The organism is Kitasatospora sp. NPDC059462 (assembly GCF_042749955.1).
Taxonomy (GTDB): Bacteria; Actinomycetota; Actinomycetes; order Streptomycetales; family Streptomycetaceae; genus Kitasatospora.
The window spans coordinates 1-16,191 of sequence record NZ_JBHYUU010000178.1; the positions used below are offsets into that span (position 1 = coordinate 1).

Annotated in this window: 14 protein-coding genes and 1 pseudogene; 7 read left to right on the plus strand and 8 right to left on the minus strand. The window is 75.9% G+C overall.

Annotated elements, in window-relative coordinates; genetic code table 11:
* Window positions 1–117: 117 nt before the first annotated feature.
* Window positions 118–1,752 (minus strand): ribosomal protection-like ABC-F family protein, encoded by a 1,635-nt coding sequence (abc-f, locus tag ACFXAM_RS31465; RefSeq protein ID WP_380296389.1) that lies wholly within the window; start codon window positions 1,750–1,752, stop codon window positions 118–120.
* Window positions 1,753–2,218: 466 nt separating this feature from the next.
* Here abc-f and ACFXAM_RS31470 point away from each other — a divergent pair, with 466 nt between their 5' ends.
* A complete protein-coding gene (locus ACFXAM_RS31470) occupies window positions 2,219–3,475 on the plus strand; it encodes a cytochrome P450 (protein WP_380296391.1) in 1,257 nt (418 codons plus the stop codon).
* A 113-nt stretch (window positions 3,476–3,588) separates the two neighbouring features.
* Here ACFXAM_RS31470 and ACFXAM_RS31475 read toward each other — a convergent pair whose 3' ends face one another.
* Window positions 3,589–3,852, minus strand: coding sequence for a hypothetical protein (locus ACFXAM_RS31475; RefSeq protein WP_380296393.1), 264 nt, complete (start codon window positions 3,850–3,852; stop codon window positions 3,589–3,591).
* Between ACFXAM_RS31475 and ACFXAM_RS31480 the strand changes: the two genes are divergently transcribed.
* On the plus strand, window positions 3,839–4,405 hold the full coding sequence (locus ACFXAM_RS31480) for an alpha/beta fold hydrolase (RefSeq protein WP_380296394.1): 567 nt from the start codon (window positions 3,839–3,841) through the stop codon (window positions 4,403–4,405). The genes ACFXAM_RS31475 and ACFXAM_RS31480 overlap by 14 nt on opposite strands.
* 147 nt (window positions 4,406–4,552) lie before the next feature.
* Here ACFXAM_RS31480 and ACFXAM_RS31485 read toward each other — a convergent pair whose 3' ends face one another.
* The 4 genes from ACFXAM_RS31485 to ACFXAM_RS31500 form a co-directional block, all read right to left on the minus strand.
* Window positions 4,553–5,317: a glucose 1-dehydrogenase gene (locus ACFXAM_RS31485; RefSeq protein ID WP_380296396.1), complete on the minus strand. Its 765-nt coding sequence runs from the start codon at window positions 5,315–5,317 to the stop codon at window positions 4,553–4,555.
* On the minus strand, window positions 5,314–5,961 hold the full coding sequence (locus ACFXAM_RS31490; RefSeq protein ID WP_380296397.1) for a TetR family transcriptional regulator: 648 nt from the start codon (window positions 5,959–5,961) through the stop codon (window positions 5,314–5,316). The genes ACFXAM_RS31485 and ACFXAM_RS31490 overlap by 4 nt, the downstream gene beginning before the upstream one ends.
* Window positions 5,962–6,067: 106 nt before the next feature.
* Window positions 6,068–7,276, minus strand: a complete 1,209-nt coding sequence (locus ACFXAM_RS31495) for a hypothetical protein (protein WP_380296398.1) — start codon at window positions 7,274–7,276, stop codon at window positions 6,068–6,070.
* A gap of 145 nt (window positions 7,277–7,421) precedes the next feature.
* Window positions 7,422–7,913 (minus strand): HPP family protein, encoded by a 492-nt coding sequence (locus ACFXAM_RS31500; RefSeq protein WP_380296399.1) that lies wholly within the window; start codon window positions 7,911–7,913, stop codon window positions 7,422–7,424.
* Between the two features lie 177 nt (window positions 7,914–8,090).
* Between ACFXAM_RS31500 and ACFXAM_RS31505 the strand changes: the two genes are divergently transcribed.
* From ACFXAM_RS31505 to ACFXAM_RS31520, 4 genes and pseudogenes are all read left to right on the plus strand, one after another.
* Window positions 8,091–9,296 (plus strand): amidohydrolase, encoded by a 1,206-nt coding sequence (locus ACFXAM_RS31505; RefSeq protein WP_380296401.1) that lies wholly within the window; start codon window positions 8,091–8,093, stop codon window positions 9,294–9,296.
* Window positions 9,297–9,515: 219 nt separating this feature from the next.
* Window positions 9,516–11,195: a threonine/serine exporter family protein gene (locus ACFXAM_RS31510; protein ID WP_380296403.1), complete on the plus strand. Its 1,680-nt coding sequence runs from the start codon at window positions 9,516–9,518 to the stop codon at window positions 11,193–11,195.
* 235 nt (window positions 11,196–11,430) lie between these two features.
* Window positions 11,431–13,087: pseudogene (locus ACFXAM_RS31515) on the plus strand (SulP family inorganic anion transporter).
* A 33-nt stretch (window positions 13,088–13,120) separates the two neighbouring features.
* Entirely contained in the window at window positions 13,121–13,474 is a 354-nt protein-coding gene (locus tag ACFXAM_RS31520; RefSeq protein WP_380296405.1) for a zinc ribbon domain-containing protein YjdM, read from the plus strand.
* Between the two features lie 67 nt (window positions 13,475–13,541).
* Here ACFXAM_RS31520 and ACFXAM_RS31525 read toward each other — a convergent pair whose 3' ends face one another.
* Together ACFXAM_RS31525 and ACFXAM_RS31530 are read right to left on the minus strand one after the other, a co-directional pair.
* A complete protein-coding gene (locus ACFXAM_RS31525; RefSeq protein WP_380296407.1) occupies window positions 13,542–13,904 on the minus strand; it encodes a hypothetical protein in 363 nt (120 codons plus the stop codon).
* 47 nt (window positions 13,905–13,951) lie between these two features.
* On the minus strand, window positions 13,952–15,325 hold the full coding sequence (locus ACFXAM_RS31530) for a cytochrome P450 (RefSeq protein WP_380296408.1): 1,374 nt from the start codon (window positions 15,323–15,325) through the stop codon (window positions 13,952–13,954).
* Window positions 15,326–15,637: 312 nt separating this feature from the next.
* On the opposite strand from ACFXAM_RS31530, the gene ACFXAM_RS31535 reads away from it, so the two are divergent.
* Window positions 15,638–16,087, plus strand: coding sequence for a peptidoglycan-binding protein (locus tag ACFXAM_RS31535; protein WP_380296409.1), 450 nt, complete (start codon window positions 15,638–15,640; stop codon window positions 16,085–16,087).
* Window positions 16,088–16,191 lie beyond the last annotated feature (104 nt).

Sequence of the window (16,191 nt, forward strand, 5' to 3'; positions counted from 1 at the left end):
CACCGCTACCGCCGGGTAGTCGCCCCGCCGGCGGTGTGCGGCGCGGGCCGGGGAGGCCGGGCCGGGGGAGGGGGCCGGCCCCGTCCGGCACGGCCCCTCCCCGGCGTCGGCGGGCCGTCAGCGCACGGGCGCCGCCGTCTCCCGCAGCTCGCCCCCGGCCAGGTGCAGCCAGCGGGTGACACCGATCCCGCTCAGGAACCGCTCGTCGTGACTGACCACCACGAAGGCGCCCCGGTAGGCGTTCAGGGCGTTCTCCAGCTGCCCGGTGCTGACCAGGTCCAGGTTGTTGGTCGGCTCGTCCAGGAGCAGCAGGTGCGGGGCCGGCTCCGCGCACAGCACGCAGGCCAGCGTGGCGCGCAGCCGCTCGCCGCCCGACAGCACCCCGACCGGCAGATGGGCGCGGGCACCGCGGAACAGGAAGCGGGCCAGCAGGTTCATCCGCTCGGCCTCCGGGCGCTCCGGGGCGGCCGCGGCGAAGTTCTCGGCGACGCTGCGCTCCGGGTCGAGCAGGTCCAGGCGCTGCGAGAGGTAGGCGATCCGCCCGTCGGCCTGCCGCAACTCCCCGCCCTCCGGTGTGAGGTCACCGGTGAGCAGGCGCAGCAGGGTGCTCTTGCCCGCGCCGTTGGGGCCGGTCAGGGCGATCCGCTCGGGGCCGCGGACGGTCAGGTCGACGCCGGGACCGGCGAAGACCTCCCGCTCGCCGAGCCGCACCCGAAGCCCCTCGCCGAGGAACAGGGTGCGCCCGGCGGGGACCTGGGTGTCCGGCAGGTCCAGCACGATCCGCTGCTCCTCGCGCAGCGCCCGCCCGGCCTCGTCCAGTCGCGCCTTCGCCTCGCCGACCCGCCCGGCGTGCACCTGGCCGGCCCGTCCGGCGGCCTCCTGGGCGCCGCGCTTCATGTTCCCGGCGAAGATCTTCGGCAGGCCCGCGTTCTTGAGGTTGCGGGCGGCGTTGCTCTGCCGCCGGTCGGCCCGCTCCCGGGCCAGCTGCATCTCCCGCTTCTCCCGCTTGAGCTCCTGCTCGGCGTTGCGGACGTTCTTCTCGGCGACCTCCTGCTCGGCCCGCACGGCCTCCTCGTAGGCGGTGAAGTTGCCGCCGAACAGCCGCAGTTCGCCCCGGTCGAGTTCGGCGACGCGCTCCATCCGGTCGAGCAGCGCGCGGTCGTGGCTGACCAGCAGCAGACAGCCGTGGAAGTCCTCCAGGGTGTCGTACAGCCGGTGCCGGGCGTCCAGGTCGAGGTTGTTGGTGGGCTCGTCGAGCAGCAGCACGTCGGGCCGCCTGAGCAACTGGCCGGCCAGACCGAGCGAGACGACCTGACCGCCGCTGAGGGTGTGCAGCGTGCGGTCGAGGGCGAGCGCGCCCAGACCGAGCCGGTCGAGCTGGGCGCGGGTGCGCTCCTCGATGTCCCAGTCGTCACCGATGGTGGTGAAGTGCCGCTCGTCGACGTCCCCGGACTCCACCGCGTCGATGGCCCGGATCACCTCGGCGACGCCCAGCACCTCGGCGACGGTGAGGTCGGCGGTCAGCGGGAGGGTCTGCGGCAGGTACCCGAGGGTGCCGTCGACGGTGACCGACCCGGCGGTGGGCCGCAGGTCCCCGGCGACGAGCCGCAGCAGGGTGCTCTTCCCGCTGCCGTTGGGGGCGACCAGGCCGGTGCGGCCGGGGCCGACGGTGAAGGAGAGGTCCTGGAAGACGGGGGTGTCGTCGGGCCAGGAGAAGGACAGGTTGGAGCAGACGACGGAAGCGCCGGACATGGAGATGACCTCACGGGGTGAAGGCGCCAGGGGCAGGGAAGGACACACCTGTCCCCTGGATGGACAAGGGGGAAGAGGGGACGACAGCCGGGCCGCGGCAGCGGTGCTTCAGCGCACCGGCGAGCGGCCTGTCGGTCCGGGTATCACCCGGAGATGTCGTCGTCCACCACCATGTCCGGTCTCCTCGACGAAGGTTCAACGTTCTCGTCACTCTAGCAGCACGGGTCCCACGCCGCAGGTGAATTGCCCCGGGGGCCGGGCGGCCCGGCCCCCGGAGCCGGCCGGGTCGTCGGACGCCCGCCGTGGCCGGCCGGCGCCGGACCGGCTGTTCGAGCGATGCCCCAGGGGGGTGTCATCGGGACCACCGAGGCCCTCTCGACGCGGCGGGCCGGGCGGCGTCATGCTCGTCCCCGTGCGCGGCTCGTGCCGTGCCGCGCGTCTCCGCACGCCCGACCCGAGGAGCCCCGTGGACCGTCTGGTGCTGGACCCGACCGGCCGTGACCGTGACGCCGAGACCGCCGCGCTGTGCGCGGGCGGACCGGCGACGCCCGTCGACATCCTGGGGGTGAAGGCCTGGGCGGTGGCCGACCCGGACCTGCTGGAGGACCTGCTCAAGGATCCCCGGGTCTCCAAGGACGGCCACCGGCACTGGCCCGGGCTCTCCGAGATCTCCACCACCTGGCCGCTGGCCCTGTGGGTGACCGTGCGCAGCATGTTCACCGCCCACGGCGCGGACCACCGGCGGCTGCGCCGGCTGGTCGGCACCGTCCTGACGGCCCGCCGGATCAACGCGCTGGCCGGCCGCGTCGAGGAGCTGACGGACGCGCTGCTGGACGACCTCGCCGCGATGCCGCCCGGCACCCCGGTGGACCTCCGCGAGCACCTGGCCTACCCGCTGCCGATCCGGGTCATCGGCCGGCTCCTCGGCCTGCCCGGCGAACTGACGGAACGGTTCCGGGCCCACGTGGACGGCGCCTTCGACACCACGCTCTCCCCGGAGGCCTCGGAGGCCAACGCGGCGGCCTTCTACGCGATGGTCGGCGAACTGGTCGCCGCCAAGCGCCGTGCGCCCGGCGACGATCTGACCTCCGCCCTGATCGCCGCCTGCGAGGGCGGGGCCGCCCCGGCGGAGGGGGACGCGGCGGGCGACGGGAACACGGGCGGGGACGCCGGACTGAGCGAGCAGGAGCTGATGGACACCCTGCTGCTGGTCGTCTCGGCGGGCTACGAGACGACCGTGAACCTGATCGACAACGGCATCGCCAACCTCCTCACCAACCCCGGTCAGCTCGCCCTGGTGCGCGCGGGCGAGGTCGGCTGGGAGGACGTGGTCGAGGAGACGCTGCGCCGCGACGCCCCCGTCGCCCACCTGCCGCTGCGCTACGCGGTGGAGGACATCGAGCTGCCGGGCGGGCTCACCGTGCGCCGCGGCGAGGCGATCCTCGCCTCCTACGCCGCCGCCGGCCGCCACCCCTCCCGCCACCAGGACGGCGGCGCCTTCGACGTGACCCGGGCGGACAAGGACCACCTCGCCTTCGGCCACGGCGTGCACTTCTGCCTCGGCGCCCCGCTCGGCCGCCTGGAGGGCAGCACCGCCCTGCGCAAGCTCTTCGAGCGCTTCCCGGACGTCGCCCTCGCCCCGGACGCCGATCTGCGGCCCGTCGAGTCGCTGATCTCCAACGGACACCGCACGCTCCCCGTCCTGCTGCACGGGAGGAAGTAGGTCCGTTCGTCATATCAGGCGCAGGGCCGTGCAGTCGGCCGTGAGCCGGGGGCGGCTCCCCGGGTCGTGAGGGCGCTGCCCGGGCCTCCGGACGGACGGGCGTCCGCGGGGGTTCACGAGCCGGGGAAGAGCCGGCCGAGGTGGTAGTGCAGTACGGCCGTCGCGTCGTCCGCCGTGCGCTGGCCGAGCAGGACGCTCAGGCCGAGGCCGGCCGAGACGGACAGCAGGACGACGGCCTCCCGGGCGGCGTCCAGGCGCGGATCGGCGTCCCCGGCCTGCTGGGCGGCCGTGAGCCGGTCGGCGAGGAACCGCTCCATCTCGCCGGGTGCCGCGAGGAACTGCGGGCCGCCGAGGGCGGGATCGGTGACGGAGAGCACCGCGTACTCGGTGTGCGTCCACCTGGCCGGCCTCTCCTACGGCGGATGGCTCGCCCTCAACCAGGCCGTGCACGCGCCCGAGCGCCTCGCGTCGGTCGCGTCCCTGGACCCGGGCGGGATCGAGAAGGTCCCCGCGCGGTTCTACGTCCACATGGTGGCCGGGCTGTTCGGGATGCTCGCCCCGCGCCCGCTGCGCCCGGCCGTCGGGCGGCTGCTCGCCAACCCCGCGCTCGGCTCGCCGCCCGAGATGATCGCGCCGCTGATGCTGGGCATGCGGAGCTACCGGCCGAACACCCGCCCCCCGGCCCGGCCGTTCACCGACGAGGAGCTGGGCGCGATCCGGCTGCCCGTGCTGGTCCTGATCGGACGCCGCAGCGCGCTGCTGCGGCCCCGCCGGGTGCTGGAGCGGGTCACCGCGCTGATCCCGGACGTGCAGGCCGAGATCGTCCGGCGGGCCGGCCACGGCCTCAACCTGGAGCGTCCCGAGCTGGTCGGCGAACGCCTGCTGCGGTTCTTCGCCGCGCGGCGGGCCGAAGCCGCCCGGAGCGAGTAGCCCGGGGAGAGGAGCGCCTCCCGCGGGCCGGCGGCGTCCGTTCCTCGGCGCCGGGGACGGGCGCGGTCACGAGGCGGGGACCGCCGCGCCGCCCCGTGTGATCCTCCGGAGCGGATCGCACGGGGCGGCGCGAAGGGCGTCGGGGTCCTACTGGCCCATGATGTACTTGACGGTCGGTCCGGCCGTCCAGCCGCCGTCCACCGCCAGCTCGGCGCCGGTGACGTAGGAGGCGTCGTCGGAGAGCAGGAAGACCACGGCGGTGGCGATCTCGGGGGCCTCGCCGACGCGGGCCATCGGGGTGTTGGGGAAGTTGCCCTCGCCGCGCCGGATGCCGACCGAGGCCGTCATCGGCGTGTAGGTCATGCCCGGGTGCACCGAGTTGACCCGGATCCGCTCGGCTCCCAGCTCGACCGCGCCGATCTTGCTGAGGCCGCGCACGGCCCACTTGGACGCGCCGTAGCCGGCCGTCAGCGCCATGCCCATCAGGCCGGCGGCGGAGGAGATGTTGACGATCGAGCCGCCGCCGGCCGCGCGCAGCGCCGGGGTGACGGTCTTGATCCCGATGAACACCCCGGTCAGGTTGACGTCCAGGACCCGGCGGAAGTGCTCGACGCTCTCCTCCACCAGCGGGGTGCCGGTGGAGATGCCCGCGTTGTTGACCAGGCCGTGCACCGCGCCGAACTCCGCCACCGCGAAGTCCACCACCCGCTGCCAGTCCTCCTCGGAGGTCACGTCGTGCACCGTGAACCGGGCCCGCTCGCCGAGTTCGGCGGCGACGGCCTCGCCGTCCTCCGCCAGGACGTCGGTGATCACCACCTGGGCCCCGGCCGCGACGGCCAGCCGGGCGGCCTCGGCGCCGAGACCGCGGGCGCCTCCGGTGATGATGACGGTCTTGCCGGTCAGGTCGTTCATGACGCGCTCCTTCGTGAGGTGGGGCTGGGGGAGGGGGTGGAGAGCACGGCCGCGGAGACCGCCGCCAGGTCGGTGAGGAAGGTCTCCTCGTCCGTCAGCGGCACGGACCCGCCGAGGTACTGCTGCGCGCGGTCGGCGAGCGCCGCGCCGATCAGGGTGAGGACCAGGTCGAGCCGCTCCAGCCGGATCGGCTCCGGCAGGGCGGAGATCCGCTCCTCGGCCAGCTCGATGATCCGCCAGTAGCCGCCGCCGGCCAGGGTGGGGTGCGGGGTCCGGGTGCGGACGCCGCTGTTGCGGCTGATCTGCGCGGAGATCAGCAGGCAGCGGCGGCCCTGTTCGGTGCGCAGCTCGGTGGCCTCGGCGGCGATCAGCGCGCCGAGCAGTGCGGGCAGGTCCGCGTCGGCGAGGGCCGGCAGCCGGGGCGCGAGGGCCCGCTCGGTGCGCTCCTGGCGGGCGGCCATGATGGCGTCGAGCAGTCCCTCGCGGGATCCGAAGTGGTACTGCACGGCCGACGGGTTGCTCTGCCCGGCCTGCCGGACGATGTCCTTGGTCAGCGAGGCCTCCACGCCCCGGGTGGCGAAGAGTTCCTCCGCCGCCCGCAGCAGCCTCTCGCGGGTCTCGTGGCCCGCCGACGTCCTTGCCATGCGGCCAGATTAATACTGGGCATTATTAACGTCAATGAGCGGCCCGGTCGCCCCGGCGCGACCGGAGGCGGTGCGCTGGTGGCCGGTGCGCCGGGAGGCGGTGCGCTCAGCCGCCGGCGCGGGCCGGGAGGACGGCGACGGCCAGCGGGAGACGGCCGACGGGCACGCGGGTGGTGCGGCCGGTGGCGGTGTCGACGACGGTGAGGCCGTCCCAGCCGCCCTCGCGGGTGAAGCCGCCGGAGACGTAGGCGGTCCGGGCGTCGGGGGAGAGGGTGACGGTCTCGTGCGGGCCGTCGAGGGGGACCACGCGCTCGGTGCCGTCGGGGGAGCGGACGGTGAGGGACGGGCCGGCGTCCGTGGCGGGGTCGATCGGCCCGGTGCCCACCACGTAGAGGGTGCCGTCCGGGGCGGTGGCGGCGCCGTGCTGATGGGTGTCGGCGGTCATCGGCTCGACGGTGACGCGGCCGGTGGCGGGGTCGACGACGGCGAGCCGCTCGCCCTCGAAGGGCAGCAGCAGCGCCCCGTCGGACGGCCGGACGGCGGTGTAGTGCGGTTTGAGCCAGGAGCCGAGGCCGCCCTCGGTGCCGTACGGCGCGACCTCGATGCGGCGGGGCCGCCAGGTGGCGGTGGGGACCACGGTGACGTCGAAGGAGTCGTGGTCGGTGACGTACACCTCGCCGCCGTCGGCGGAGACGTCCACGTCGAAGGGGCGGCGGCCGACCGGCACGGCCTCGGTGACCGTGCGGGTCGCGGTGTCGACGACCTCCAGGGCGCCGTTGCCGCCCGGCACGTTGACGCCGACGTAGACCCGGCGGCCGTCCGGGGACAGCGCGAGGCCCATGCCGCCGCCCCGGTACTCGCCGGTGGTCACCGGGCCGGTGCGGGTGCGGTAGGGGATCAGCGCGGTGCGGGTCCGGGTGGCGGTGTCGACGGCGGCCACTCCCTCGGCGGTGGCCACCCACGCGGTGCCGTCGGCCGCGACGGCGAGCCCGTACGGGGCGGTGCCGACCCGGACGGAGCCGAGAGCGGCGCCGCCGGGGCGGGCCGGGTCGACGAAGGTGACGGTGTCCGCGCCGAAGTCGGTCACCAGGAGGGTGGGGGAGGAGGGGTCCGGCGCGGGCGCCGGACCGGCCGTCACCGGCGGCGGTGCGGAGGCGGCCGCGGTGTCGGGGGTGGCCGGGGCCGCCGGGGGTGCGGATGCGGTGGTGGAAACCGCCGGGGGTGCGGGCGTCGTCCCGGCGGCGCAGCCGGCGAGCAGGGCGGCGGCGGCCAGCACGGCCGCGACGGCGGCCGGGGGCGAGGGGCGGTCGGTCATCGCGGGGCTCCTCCGGGGGCGCGGGGCGGATCCGTCCCAGCCTGCGCCCCCGGCGACCGGCGCGGGATCGGCGGCCCGGCCCCTTCGGGCGGCCCGATCGTCGGACCGGCGGGTCATCCGATCGGATGACCCCCGGGGTCCGCCGTCACCAGGAGAGCGGGTAGCGCACCGGGTGTCCGCCGATCCGGCCCGGCAGCAGGCCGATCGCCACCGGCAGGACGGTGGAGAGCGCCAGCAGCGGCAGGAACGGCCAGGCGTGCGGGGACTGGAGGACCACCACCACCGCGCTGGCGACGGCCGGGGAGTGCGAGACGTGGCAGAGCATCATCGCGCCCAGCGCGAGTCCGGCGGCGATCGCCGCGCCCCAGGCGGTGCTGCCGGTGACGGCGAGCGTCGCGTAGCCGATCGCACCGGCCAGCAGGTGACCGCCGATCAGATTGCGGGGCTGGGAGATCGGCAGCCCGGGCGCGCCGTGGACCAGGGCCGCGCTGGCGGCGACCGGCGGGATCAGCAGCGGTTGGTGGACCAGCACCCCGATGCCGGCCAGCAGGAGCAGTGCCCCGATGGCGAAGACGGACGCCCGCAGGGCGTGCAGCGGATGCGGCCGGGGGGCCTCGGCGGTGGGCGGCGTGGTCATGCGGGTGCGGCTCCGGGTGGGGAACGGGGGACCCGGGGATGATAAACAGACTGTTGTAAGAAAAGGTGGGATGTTTCGCCAGTTGGACGATTGTCAGACACTCCGTGGACGGACCGCTGTCCGTGGCGGCGGCGGAACGACCCCAGCGACCATGCCCGCAGAGAGGGTTGACCCCCGATGGCCGGAACCGCCGCCACCGTCTTCCGCAACGTCCGCCCGTATGGCGCCGAACGGCCCGTCGACCTGTTCGCCGTCGACGGCGTGCTGGCCGAACGCCTGCCGGACGGCGCCGAGCCGGTCGTCGTGGAGGGCGGGGGCCGGATCGCGCTGCCCACGCTGGTGGACGCGCACATCCACCCGGACAAGACCGCCTGGGGCGAGCCCTGGTACAGCCGCCGCCCGGCCGCCTCGCTGCCCGAGTACGTCGAGGGCGACGTCGACCTCCACCACCACCTGGCCACCCCGCTCGCCGAACGCGCCCACCGGCTGCTGGCCCACGCCGTGGCCTCCGGCACCCGGGCCGTGCGCGCGCACGTCGACGTCGCCCCCGCCTACGGACTCGCCGGGGTGACCGGACTGGCCGAGGCCCGCGAGCGGCTGGCCGGGGCGCTCGACGTCCAGCTGGTCGCCTTCCCCCAGCACGGCGTCCGCCGCACGCCGGGCGCGGGCGAACTGCTCGCCGAGGCGGCGGCGAGCGGGCTGATCGACGCGGTCGGCGGCATCGACCCGGCGGGCTTCGACGGCGGGCCCGACGGCGAGGGCCCCGCCCAGCTGGACCTCGTCTTCGGCCTGGCCGAACGCCACGGCCTGCGGCTGGACGTCCACCTGCACGACGTCGGCGCGCGGGGCCTGGACCCGCTGCGCGACATCGTCGCGCGGACCAGGGCCGCCGGCCTGGCCGGCCGGGTCGTGGTCAGCCACGCCTTCTGCGTGCCGGAGATCTCCGGGGACCGGCTCGCCGCACTCGCCGACGAGCTGGCCGAGGCCGGAGTCGGCCTCACCACCGTCGCCCCCTCGGCCCACCAGGTGCTGCCGTTCCGCGAGCTCCAGGCGCGCGGCGTGCGCGTCGGGCTCGGCTCGGACGGCGTGCGCGACTCCTGGAGCCCCTACGGCAACGCCGACATGCTGCACCGCGCCCACCTGCTCGGCTGGACCACCGACGCCCGCACCGACCAGGAGCTGGCCGACTGCTTCGCGCTCGCCGCCGACGGCGGCGCCGACCTGCTCGACCTGCCGCGCGTCACCCTGCGGCCCGGCTCCCCGGCCGACTTCATGCTGGTCGCCGGGGAGTGCCTGCCGCAGGTGGTCGTGGATCTCCCGGCGCGCGAGCTCGTGGTGCGCGGCGGGCGCGTGGTCGCCCGGGACGGCCGCCACCTCGGCTGACGGCCCGCCGCTCCCCGGCGGCCCCGCCCGCCGGCGGTGGCCCCGGGGTGGCGAAGGCGGCGACCGTGGCGCGTCCGGACCTGACCGGCGCGAACGGCCCGCCCTCACTCCACCCCGGCGCGCCTGCGTGCGCGTGGCGCGTTCCCGAACGGTCGCAGTGGGTAGCCGTTCGCATACACTGGGCGACCCGAAAAGGGGGGTTCTGGCCAGGGAGCGGCGATGCCGGAACACGAACAGCTGGGCCCGCGCGCCGAGCCCGGGGGGCCTGCCGAAGCCACCGGAGCCGCCGAAGCCCCCGGAGCCTCCGGAGCCTCCGGAGCCTCCGACCTCACCGAAGACCCCGGACCGGCCGGACGTCCGGCGCGCCCCGGCAAGGTGCCGCTCCAGACCCGCGCGCCCCGCCCGCCCGCGGACGTGGACGGCCCGGCCGTCACCGGCGTCGGCGCGACCTCCTGGCCCGACCGGATGCTGCCGCTGCTCCGCACGCCCACCGCCGCCCGCCCGCTGCTCCCGGAGCCGCTCGGCGCGCACCGGCCGGGACCGGCCGAGGTGGCGGCGGTGCTGGACCTCGCCCTCCTGGTGGGGGAACTGCTCCTGGCGAGCGGCGAGGCGGCGGAGGACGTCGAGGCGGCGATGCTCGCGGTGGCGCGCGCCTACGGCGTCCACCCGTGCGATCCGCAGGTCACCTTCACCCGGGTCGCCGTCTCCTACCGTCCGGGCCCGGCCGAGCCGTCGCTGACGGCGGAGCGGTCGGTGCGCCGGCCCGCCGGGGACTACGCCCGGCTGGCGGTGCTCTTCCGGCTGGTCACCAGGATCTCGGCGGGCGGGATCGACGTCGACCAGGCCCACCGCCGGCTCGCGGCCGGGCTGCGGACCGGCCACCGCTACCCGGGGTGGCTGGTCGCGCTGTCCTGCGGCCTGCTCGCCGGGGCGGCCACGGTGCTGGTCGGCGGCCGCACCGACGCCCGGGCCGGACTGGTGTTCACCAGCGCCTTCGTCGCGGCCTCGGTGGGCGACCGGCTCGCCGCCCTGGTGGCGCGCCACGACCTCCCGGAGTTCTACCAGTTCGTCCTGGCCGCGACCCCGGCCGCGCTGATCGGCATCCTGCTCTCCTTCAACGGCCTCCACCTGCGCGGCTCGGCGGTGATCACCGGCGGCCTGTACGCGCTGCTCCCCGGCTGGCGCCTGGTCGCCGCGGCGCAGGAGGGGCTCGCGGGCTTCTACCTCACCGCCGCCGCCCGGATGCTCGAAGCGCTGTTCCTGATGGCCGGCGTGGTGATCGGGGTGACGGCCGTGCTCTACGTGGGCATCAACCACGGTGCGGACCTGGCCGCCCGGGACCTCCCGGTCGGCGCGTCGAACCCGCCGCTCCAGCTCACGGCGGCCGTCCTGGTCACCCTGGCCTTCGCGGTGATGCTGAACACCGAGCCGGGGGCGCTGCCCGCCGTGATGCTGAACAGCACGGCGGGCTGGACGACGTACGGGGTGCTGGTCGGCGCGGGCCAGCAGCCGATTGCGGCCGCCGTCCTGGCCGCGGGGCTGGTCGGCCTGGCCGGCCAGGTGATGGCCCGCCACCGCGGAAGCTCCGCGCTCCCGCACGTGACGGCGGCGCTCGGGCCGCTGCTGCCCGGCTCGCTGCTCTACTTCGCCCTGCTCGCCTTCGTCCGCGGCGACGCCGAGGCGGGCCTGCGGGGCATGGCCCAGGCCAGTGCCATGGCCATGGCGCTCGCCATCGGCGTCAACCTCGGCCGCGAGGCCGCCCGCCTCCTGCTCCCGGCCCGCCCCCGGACCCCGGCCGGCACCCGCCCCGGGGCCGCCGCCGGCAGGACCCCGGTCCGGGCCCCGCTCCCGCTCCCGCCCCTGCGCCCCCGGGCCCGGCGGGGCCGTCACCGCCGCTGAGCGCCGCGCCCGGGCCGGACTCCCGCCGCTACTGTCCGGATCCGTCGGGTGCGCAATCTGCGACTTGAAAAATTCTTCATGTTCATACATGCTGGCGAGCCGTCGGGCCGGAAACGAAGCAGCGGAGCCCGGCGAACCGGTGAGCCAGCGAAACGAGGGAGGCGGAGTGACCATCGCCGCCGCCGCCCTCGGCCGGATCCGCGCCGTGCTGCCGAACCGCGGGACCCTCGCCACGATGGGGCGCTCGCCCCGCAAGGACCTGCTCGCCGGGTTGACGGTCGCGATCGTCGCCCTGCCGCTGGCCCTCGGGTTCGGCATCTCCTCCGGCGCCGGTGCCGGGGCCGGGCTCGCCACCGCCGTCGTCGCCGGAGCGCTCGCCGCCGTCTTCGGCGGCTCCGACCTCCAGGTCTCGGGGCCGACCGGCGCGATGACCGTCGTCCTCGTGCCGATCGTGGCCCGCTACGGGACCCCCGGGGTGCTGACCGTCGGGCTGCTCGCCGGGGTGATCCTCGTCGGGCTCGCGCTGGCCCGGGCCGGCCGGTGGATGGCCTACGTCCCGGTGCCGGTGGTGGAGGGCTTCACCCTCGGGATCGCCGGAGTCATCGCCCTCCAGCAGGTGCCCGGCGCGCTCGGGGTGAGCAAGGCGGACGGTGACGGCCCCCTCGCGGTCGCCGCCGCCGCGGTGCGGACGTTCGCCGCCGAACCCCACTGGGCGGCGCTCGGCGTGGCCCTCGCGGTGGCCGCGGTGATGCTGATCGGCGCGCGGGTGCGGCCCGCGGTGCCGTTCTCGCTGGTCGCCGTCGTCGCCGCGACCGTCACCACCGCGGTGGCCGGTCTGCCGGTCGCCACCATCGGCCACCTGCCCGCCGGGCTGCGTGCCCTCGCTCGGCTTCCTCGACCCGTCGGCCGTCCCCGCCCTGCTGCCCCCGGCGCTCGCCGTCGCCGCGCTGGCCGCCCTGGAGTCCCTGATGTCCGCGACCGCCGCGGACGCCATGAGCGTCTCGGAGCGGCACGACAGCGACCGCGAGCTGTTCGGCCAGGGCCTGGCCAACCTGGCCGCTCCGCTGTTCGGCGGCGTCGCCGCCACCGGCGCGATCGCCCGCACCGCCGTCAACGTCCGCTCCGGCGCCGTGTCGCGCCTCGCCGCGCTCGTCCACGCCGCCGTCCTGGCGGTGATCGTCTTCGCCGCGGCCCCGCTGGTCGCCGGGATCCCGCTCGCGGCGCTCGCCGGAGTGCTGCTGGCCACCGCCGTGCGGATGGTCGAGGTGGGCTCCCTGCGGGCGATCGCCCGGACCGGGCGCGGGGAGGCCGCCGTGCTGCTGCTCACCGCCGCCGCCACGCTGGCCCTCGACCTGGTCACCGCGGTCGTGGTCGGCCTGCTCGTCTCGGGCGTGCTGGCCCTGGCCGCGGTCGCGCGGGCGGCCCGGGTGGAACAGGTGCCGCTGCACGCCGACCTGCCGCCGGCCGACCACCACGACGAGGAACAGGCCCTGCTCGCCGAGCACATCGTCGCCTACCGGATCGACGGGCCGCTGCTGTTCGCGGCCGCGCACCGGTTCCTGCTGGAGCTCACCGAGTGCGCCGAGGTCGATGTCGTCATCCTGCGGATGTCCCGGGTCAGCGCGGTCGACGCCAGTGGTGCCACCGTCCTCGGCGACGCGATGGCCCGGCTGCGGCGGCGCGGCACGGTCGTCCTGGTCTCCGGACTGCGGGACGAGCACCACCGCCCGTTCGACGCCCTCGGCACCTTCGACGAACTGCGCGCCGCCGGCCACGTCTTCGCGACCACCCCCGAGGCGATCGCCCACGCCCGCACCCACCTGCGGGCCCGCGGCGCCGTCGGCGGGTCGTCGACCCCGGCCCTCCCCACCTGCCATCCTTCATCCCGTTGACCACCATCCGAACGACTGGACAGCCTGAATCACATGAGCGACAACCTCCCCGCCTGCCCGCAGTGCTCCGGCGAGTACACCTACGAGATGGACGCCCTCATGGTCTGCCCGGAGTGCGGCCACGAGTGGGACCCCGCCGCCGGTGACGGCGGGGCGGCGTCCGGCGAGCGGGTGATCAAGGACTCGGTCGGCAACGTGCTGGCCGACGGCGACACCGTGACGGTCGTCAAGGCGCTCAAGGTCAAGGGCAGCGCCTCCGGCATCAAGGCCGGGACCAAGGTGCGCAACATCCGCCTGGTCGACGGTGTCGACGGCCATGACATCGACTGCCGCATCGAGGGCTTCGGCGCCATGCAGCTCAAGTCCAGCGTGGTCAAGAAGGCCTGAACCGGCTCCGGCCCCGGCCCCGGCCCCGGCTCCGGCCCGGCGGCCGGTGGCGGCCGGTGGCGGCAGGTCAGCAGCGGTCGGCCGGGAACCTGGCGGTGACCGGCCCGCCGGGCCGGGTCCGCTCCAGCCACACCGGCCGGCTGCCCAGTTCGGCGACCGGTGGCGTGACGTACAGCAGCCCCGGCTCCTCGCCGGGCTCGGCGGTGTCGTAGGCCCCGGCCACCACCAGCCGCAGCGCCAGGCACACCGCCCAACCGGGGTCGGCCGCCGTGCCCGCCGGGTCGAGGCGGGCGGCCAGGGCGAGCAGCGCCTCGCGCAGGGCGCCGGAGAGCCGGGCGACGGGCGCGCCGTCGAGGGCGGGGTGCCCGCTGCCGTCCCGGTGGGCGTGTGCGGTGCTGTCGGCCGGTGGTGTGGTGCTCACAGGAGTCATGCCGAGGACGCTAGGGGAGACGTGCGACATCGCCGCCTGGCACGGCGTCAGCCGCCGTCCGCCGCCGCCCCGGTCCGTGCGCGGTCGAGCACCCGAAGCCGCAGCCGCTGCGGGCGCAGGACCGTGGTCAGCCGCACCGGCCGGTCGTCCCCGCGCCGGCCCGGCACCGCGACGGGCTGCCAGCGGGCGAGCACGGTGGCCAGCGCGATCGCGGCCTCGGCGCGGGCGTAGTCGGCGCCGAGGCACTGCCGGGGGCCGTTGGCGAAGCCGGCGAACCCCCAGCGTGGCAGCGCGGCGGCCCGCTCGGGCAGCCAGCGGTCGGGGTCGAAACGGGCCGGGTCGGGGAAGATCCGCGGATTGTGGTGGGCGACGTACGGGCTGAGCAGCACCTGGCTGCCGCGCGGCAGGGCGCGCCCGCCGAGCTCGGTCTCCCGGGTGCAGGTGCGCAGCAGCACCCAGCCGGGCGGGCGGAGCCGCAGGGCCTCGGTCAGCGCCCGGGCGGTGCGCGGGAGCCCGGGCAGGTCGTCCCACCCGGCGGCCCGGCCGTCCGGCAGCACCGCGTCCACCTCCGCCTGCACGGCGGCCAGCTCGGCCGGATGGGCGGTCAGCAGGCGCAGCGTCCAGGAGAGTTGGGAGGCGGTGGTCTCGGTGCCGGCCAGCAGCATGGCGACCACCTGGTCGTGCAGTTCGGCGTCGGAGAGCGTCGAGCCGTCCTCGTCCCGGGCGGCGACGAGCCCGGCCAGCAGGTCGGTGCGGCCCGGGCCGTGCGCCCGGTGGTCGTGCACCAGCTCGGCGACGGTCCGCCGCAGGGTGCGCACCGCCGTCCGGTGGCCGGGGCCGGCGGGCAGCATCCAGAGCTTGCGCAGCGCACCGGCGAACGCCGTCTCGAAGGCGTGCTGCAGCCGCTCGGCCAGCGCGTCCGGCACCTCGGTGCCGAGCAGGGTGCGCGTCACCACCCGCAGGGTGAAGCGGTAGCAGGCGGGGAAGACGTCCACCACCTCGCCGTGGTGCCAGGAGCGGGCCAGCGCGTCGGCCTCCCGGCTCATCACGGCGGCGTGGGCGGCCAGCCGGTCGGGCCGGAACTCCGGTTGCAGCATGCGGCGCTGGCGCCGGTGGTCGGCGTGGGCGCAGGTCGCCAGCCCGTTGCCGAGGATCTCCCGGAACCGCCCGTAGATCGGCCCGCCCTTGTCGAAGGTGCGGTCGTCGGCGTACACCTGCCGCACCAGCTCGGGGTGGCAGGGGGCCAAAAGCCGGTGCGGTCCCAGCCGGATCTCCACCAGGTCGCCGTAGCGGTGCACCTGCCCGAGGAAGCGGGCCGGATCCCGGGCCAGCGCGGGCAGGTGTCCGAGCACCGGCACCGCCCCGGGCGGCTTCCCGTGCACGAAGGTCGTGGTCGCGGCACCCCGCGCTGACGAGGACACAGCAGCAGGCTAGGCGCACCCGTGCACGGCGGACAACCGGCGCGCACCGGTGCGGCGCACGCTCGGCCGAACGGGGGATTCGCGCCGTCGGACCGTCCATTCACGATCCGTGTACGGATCGGCCCCGGGGTGGCCGGGTGAAGCGGAACCACCATTTCCGACCTGCCGGAACCCGAATTTCACCGGGCCTTTCCAGGTCTTCCCGGATCGTCTCCGGGCTCCGGTCGGGAGCCCGGAAAGGGCTTGGTTCTTCGCATGCGATCGGTGATAGCTTCCGGCTTGTCCCGATTCCCGTACGAGGGAGCAAAGACCATGGCATCGCACAGGCTCACCAAGGCGCTGGTGGGGATTCTCACGGCCGCCACCCTCGGCCTCGGCACCCTCGCCGGGGCCACCGCGGCCACCGCCGCCGCGCCCGCCCAGCAGGCCCCCGCCCGCACGGCCGGCCTGCGGGCCGTCAACAACCTCGGTCTCAACACCGCCGAGGGCAAGAGTGTCCAGTGCTACGTCCGCACCGCCGGGTACGACCCGGGCACGATCGACGGCCAGCTCGGCACCAACAGCTGGAAGGCCTGGCAGAGCTACCTCAACGACCAGGGCTACAACGCCGGAACGGTGGACGGCGCGGTCGGCCCCAACACCATCCGCGCCCTCCAGCGCTTCCTGACCGACCTCGGTTACGACACCGGCGGCATCGACGGCATCGCCGGATCGAAGACCAAGGCCGCCTGGAAGGCGTTCGCCGACCTCGGGTGGTGCTGACCGCGCCGCCGCCCCACCGAGAGCCGTCGACAGAGCGGCGCGGGCCCGCCCCCCCCCCCCCCCACGGGGGCCGCCGCGGCCGCGCCCCCCCCCCCACAGCGCGC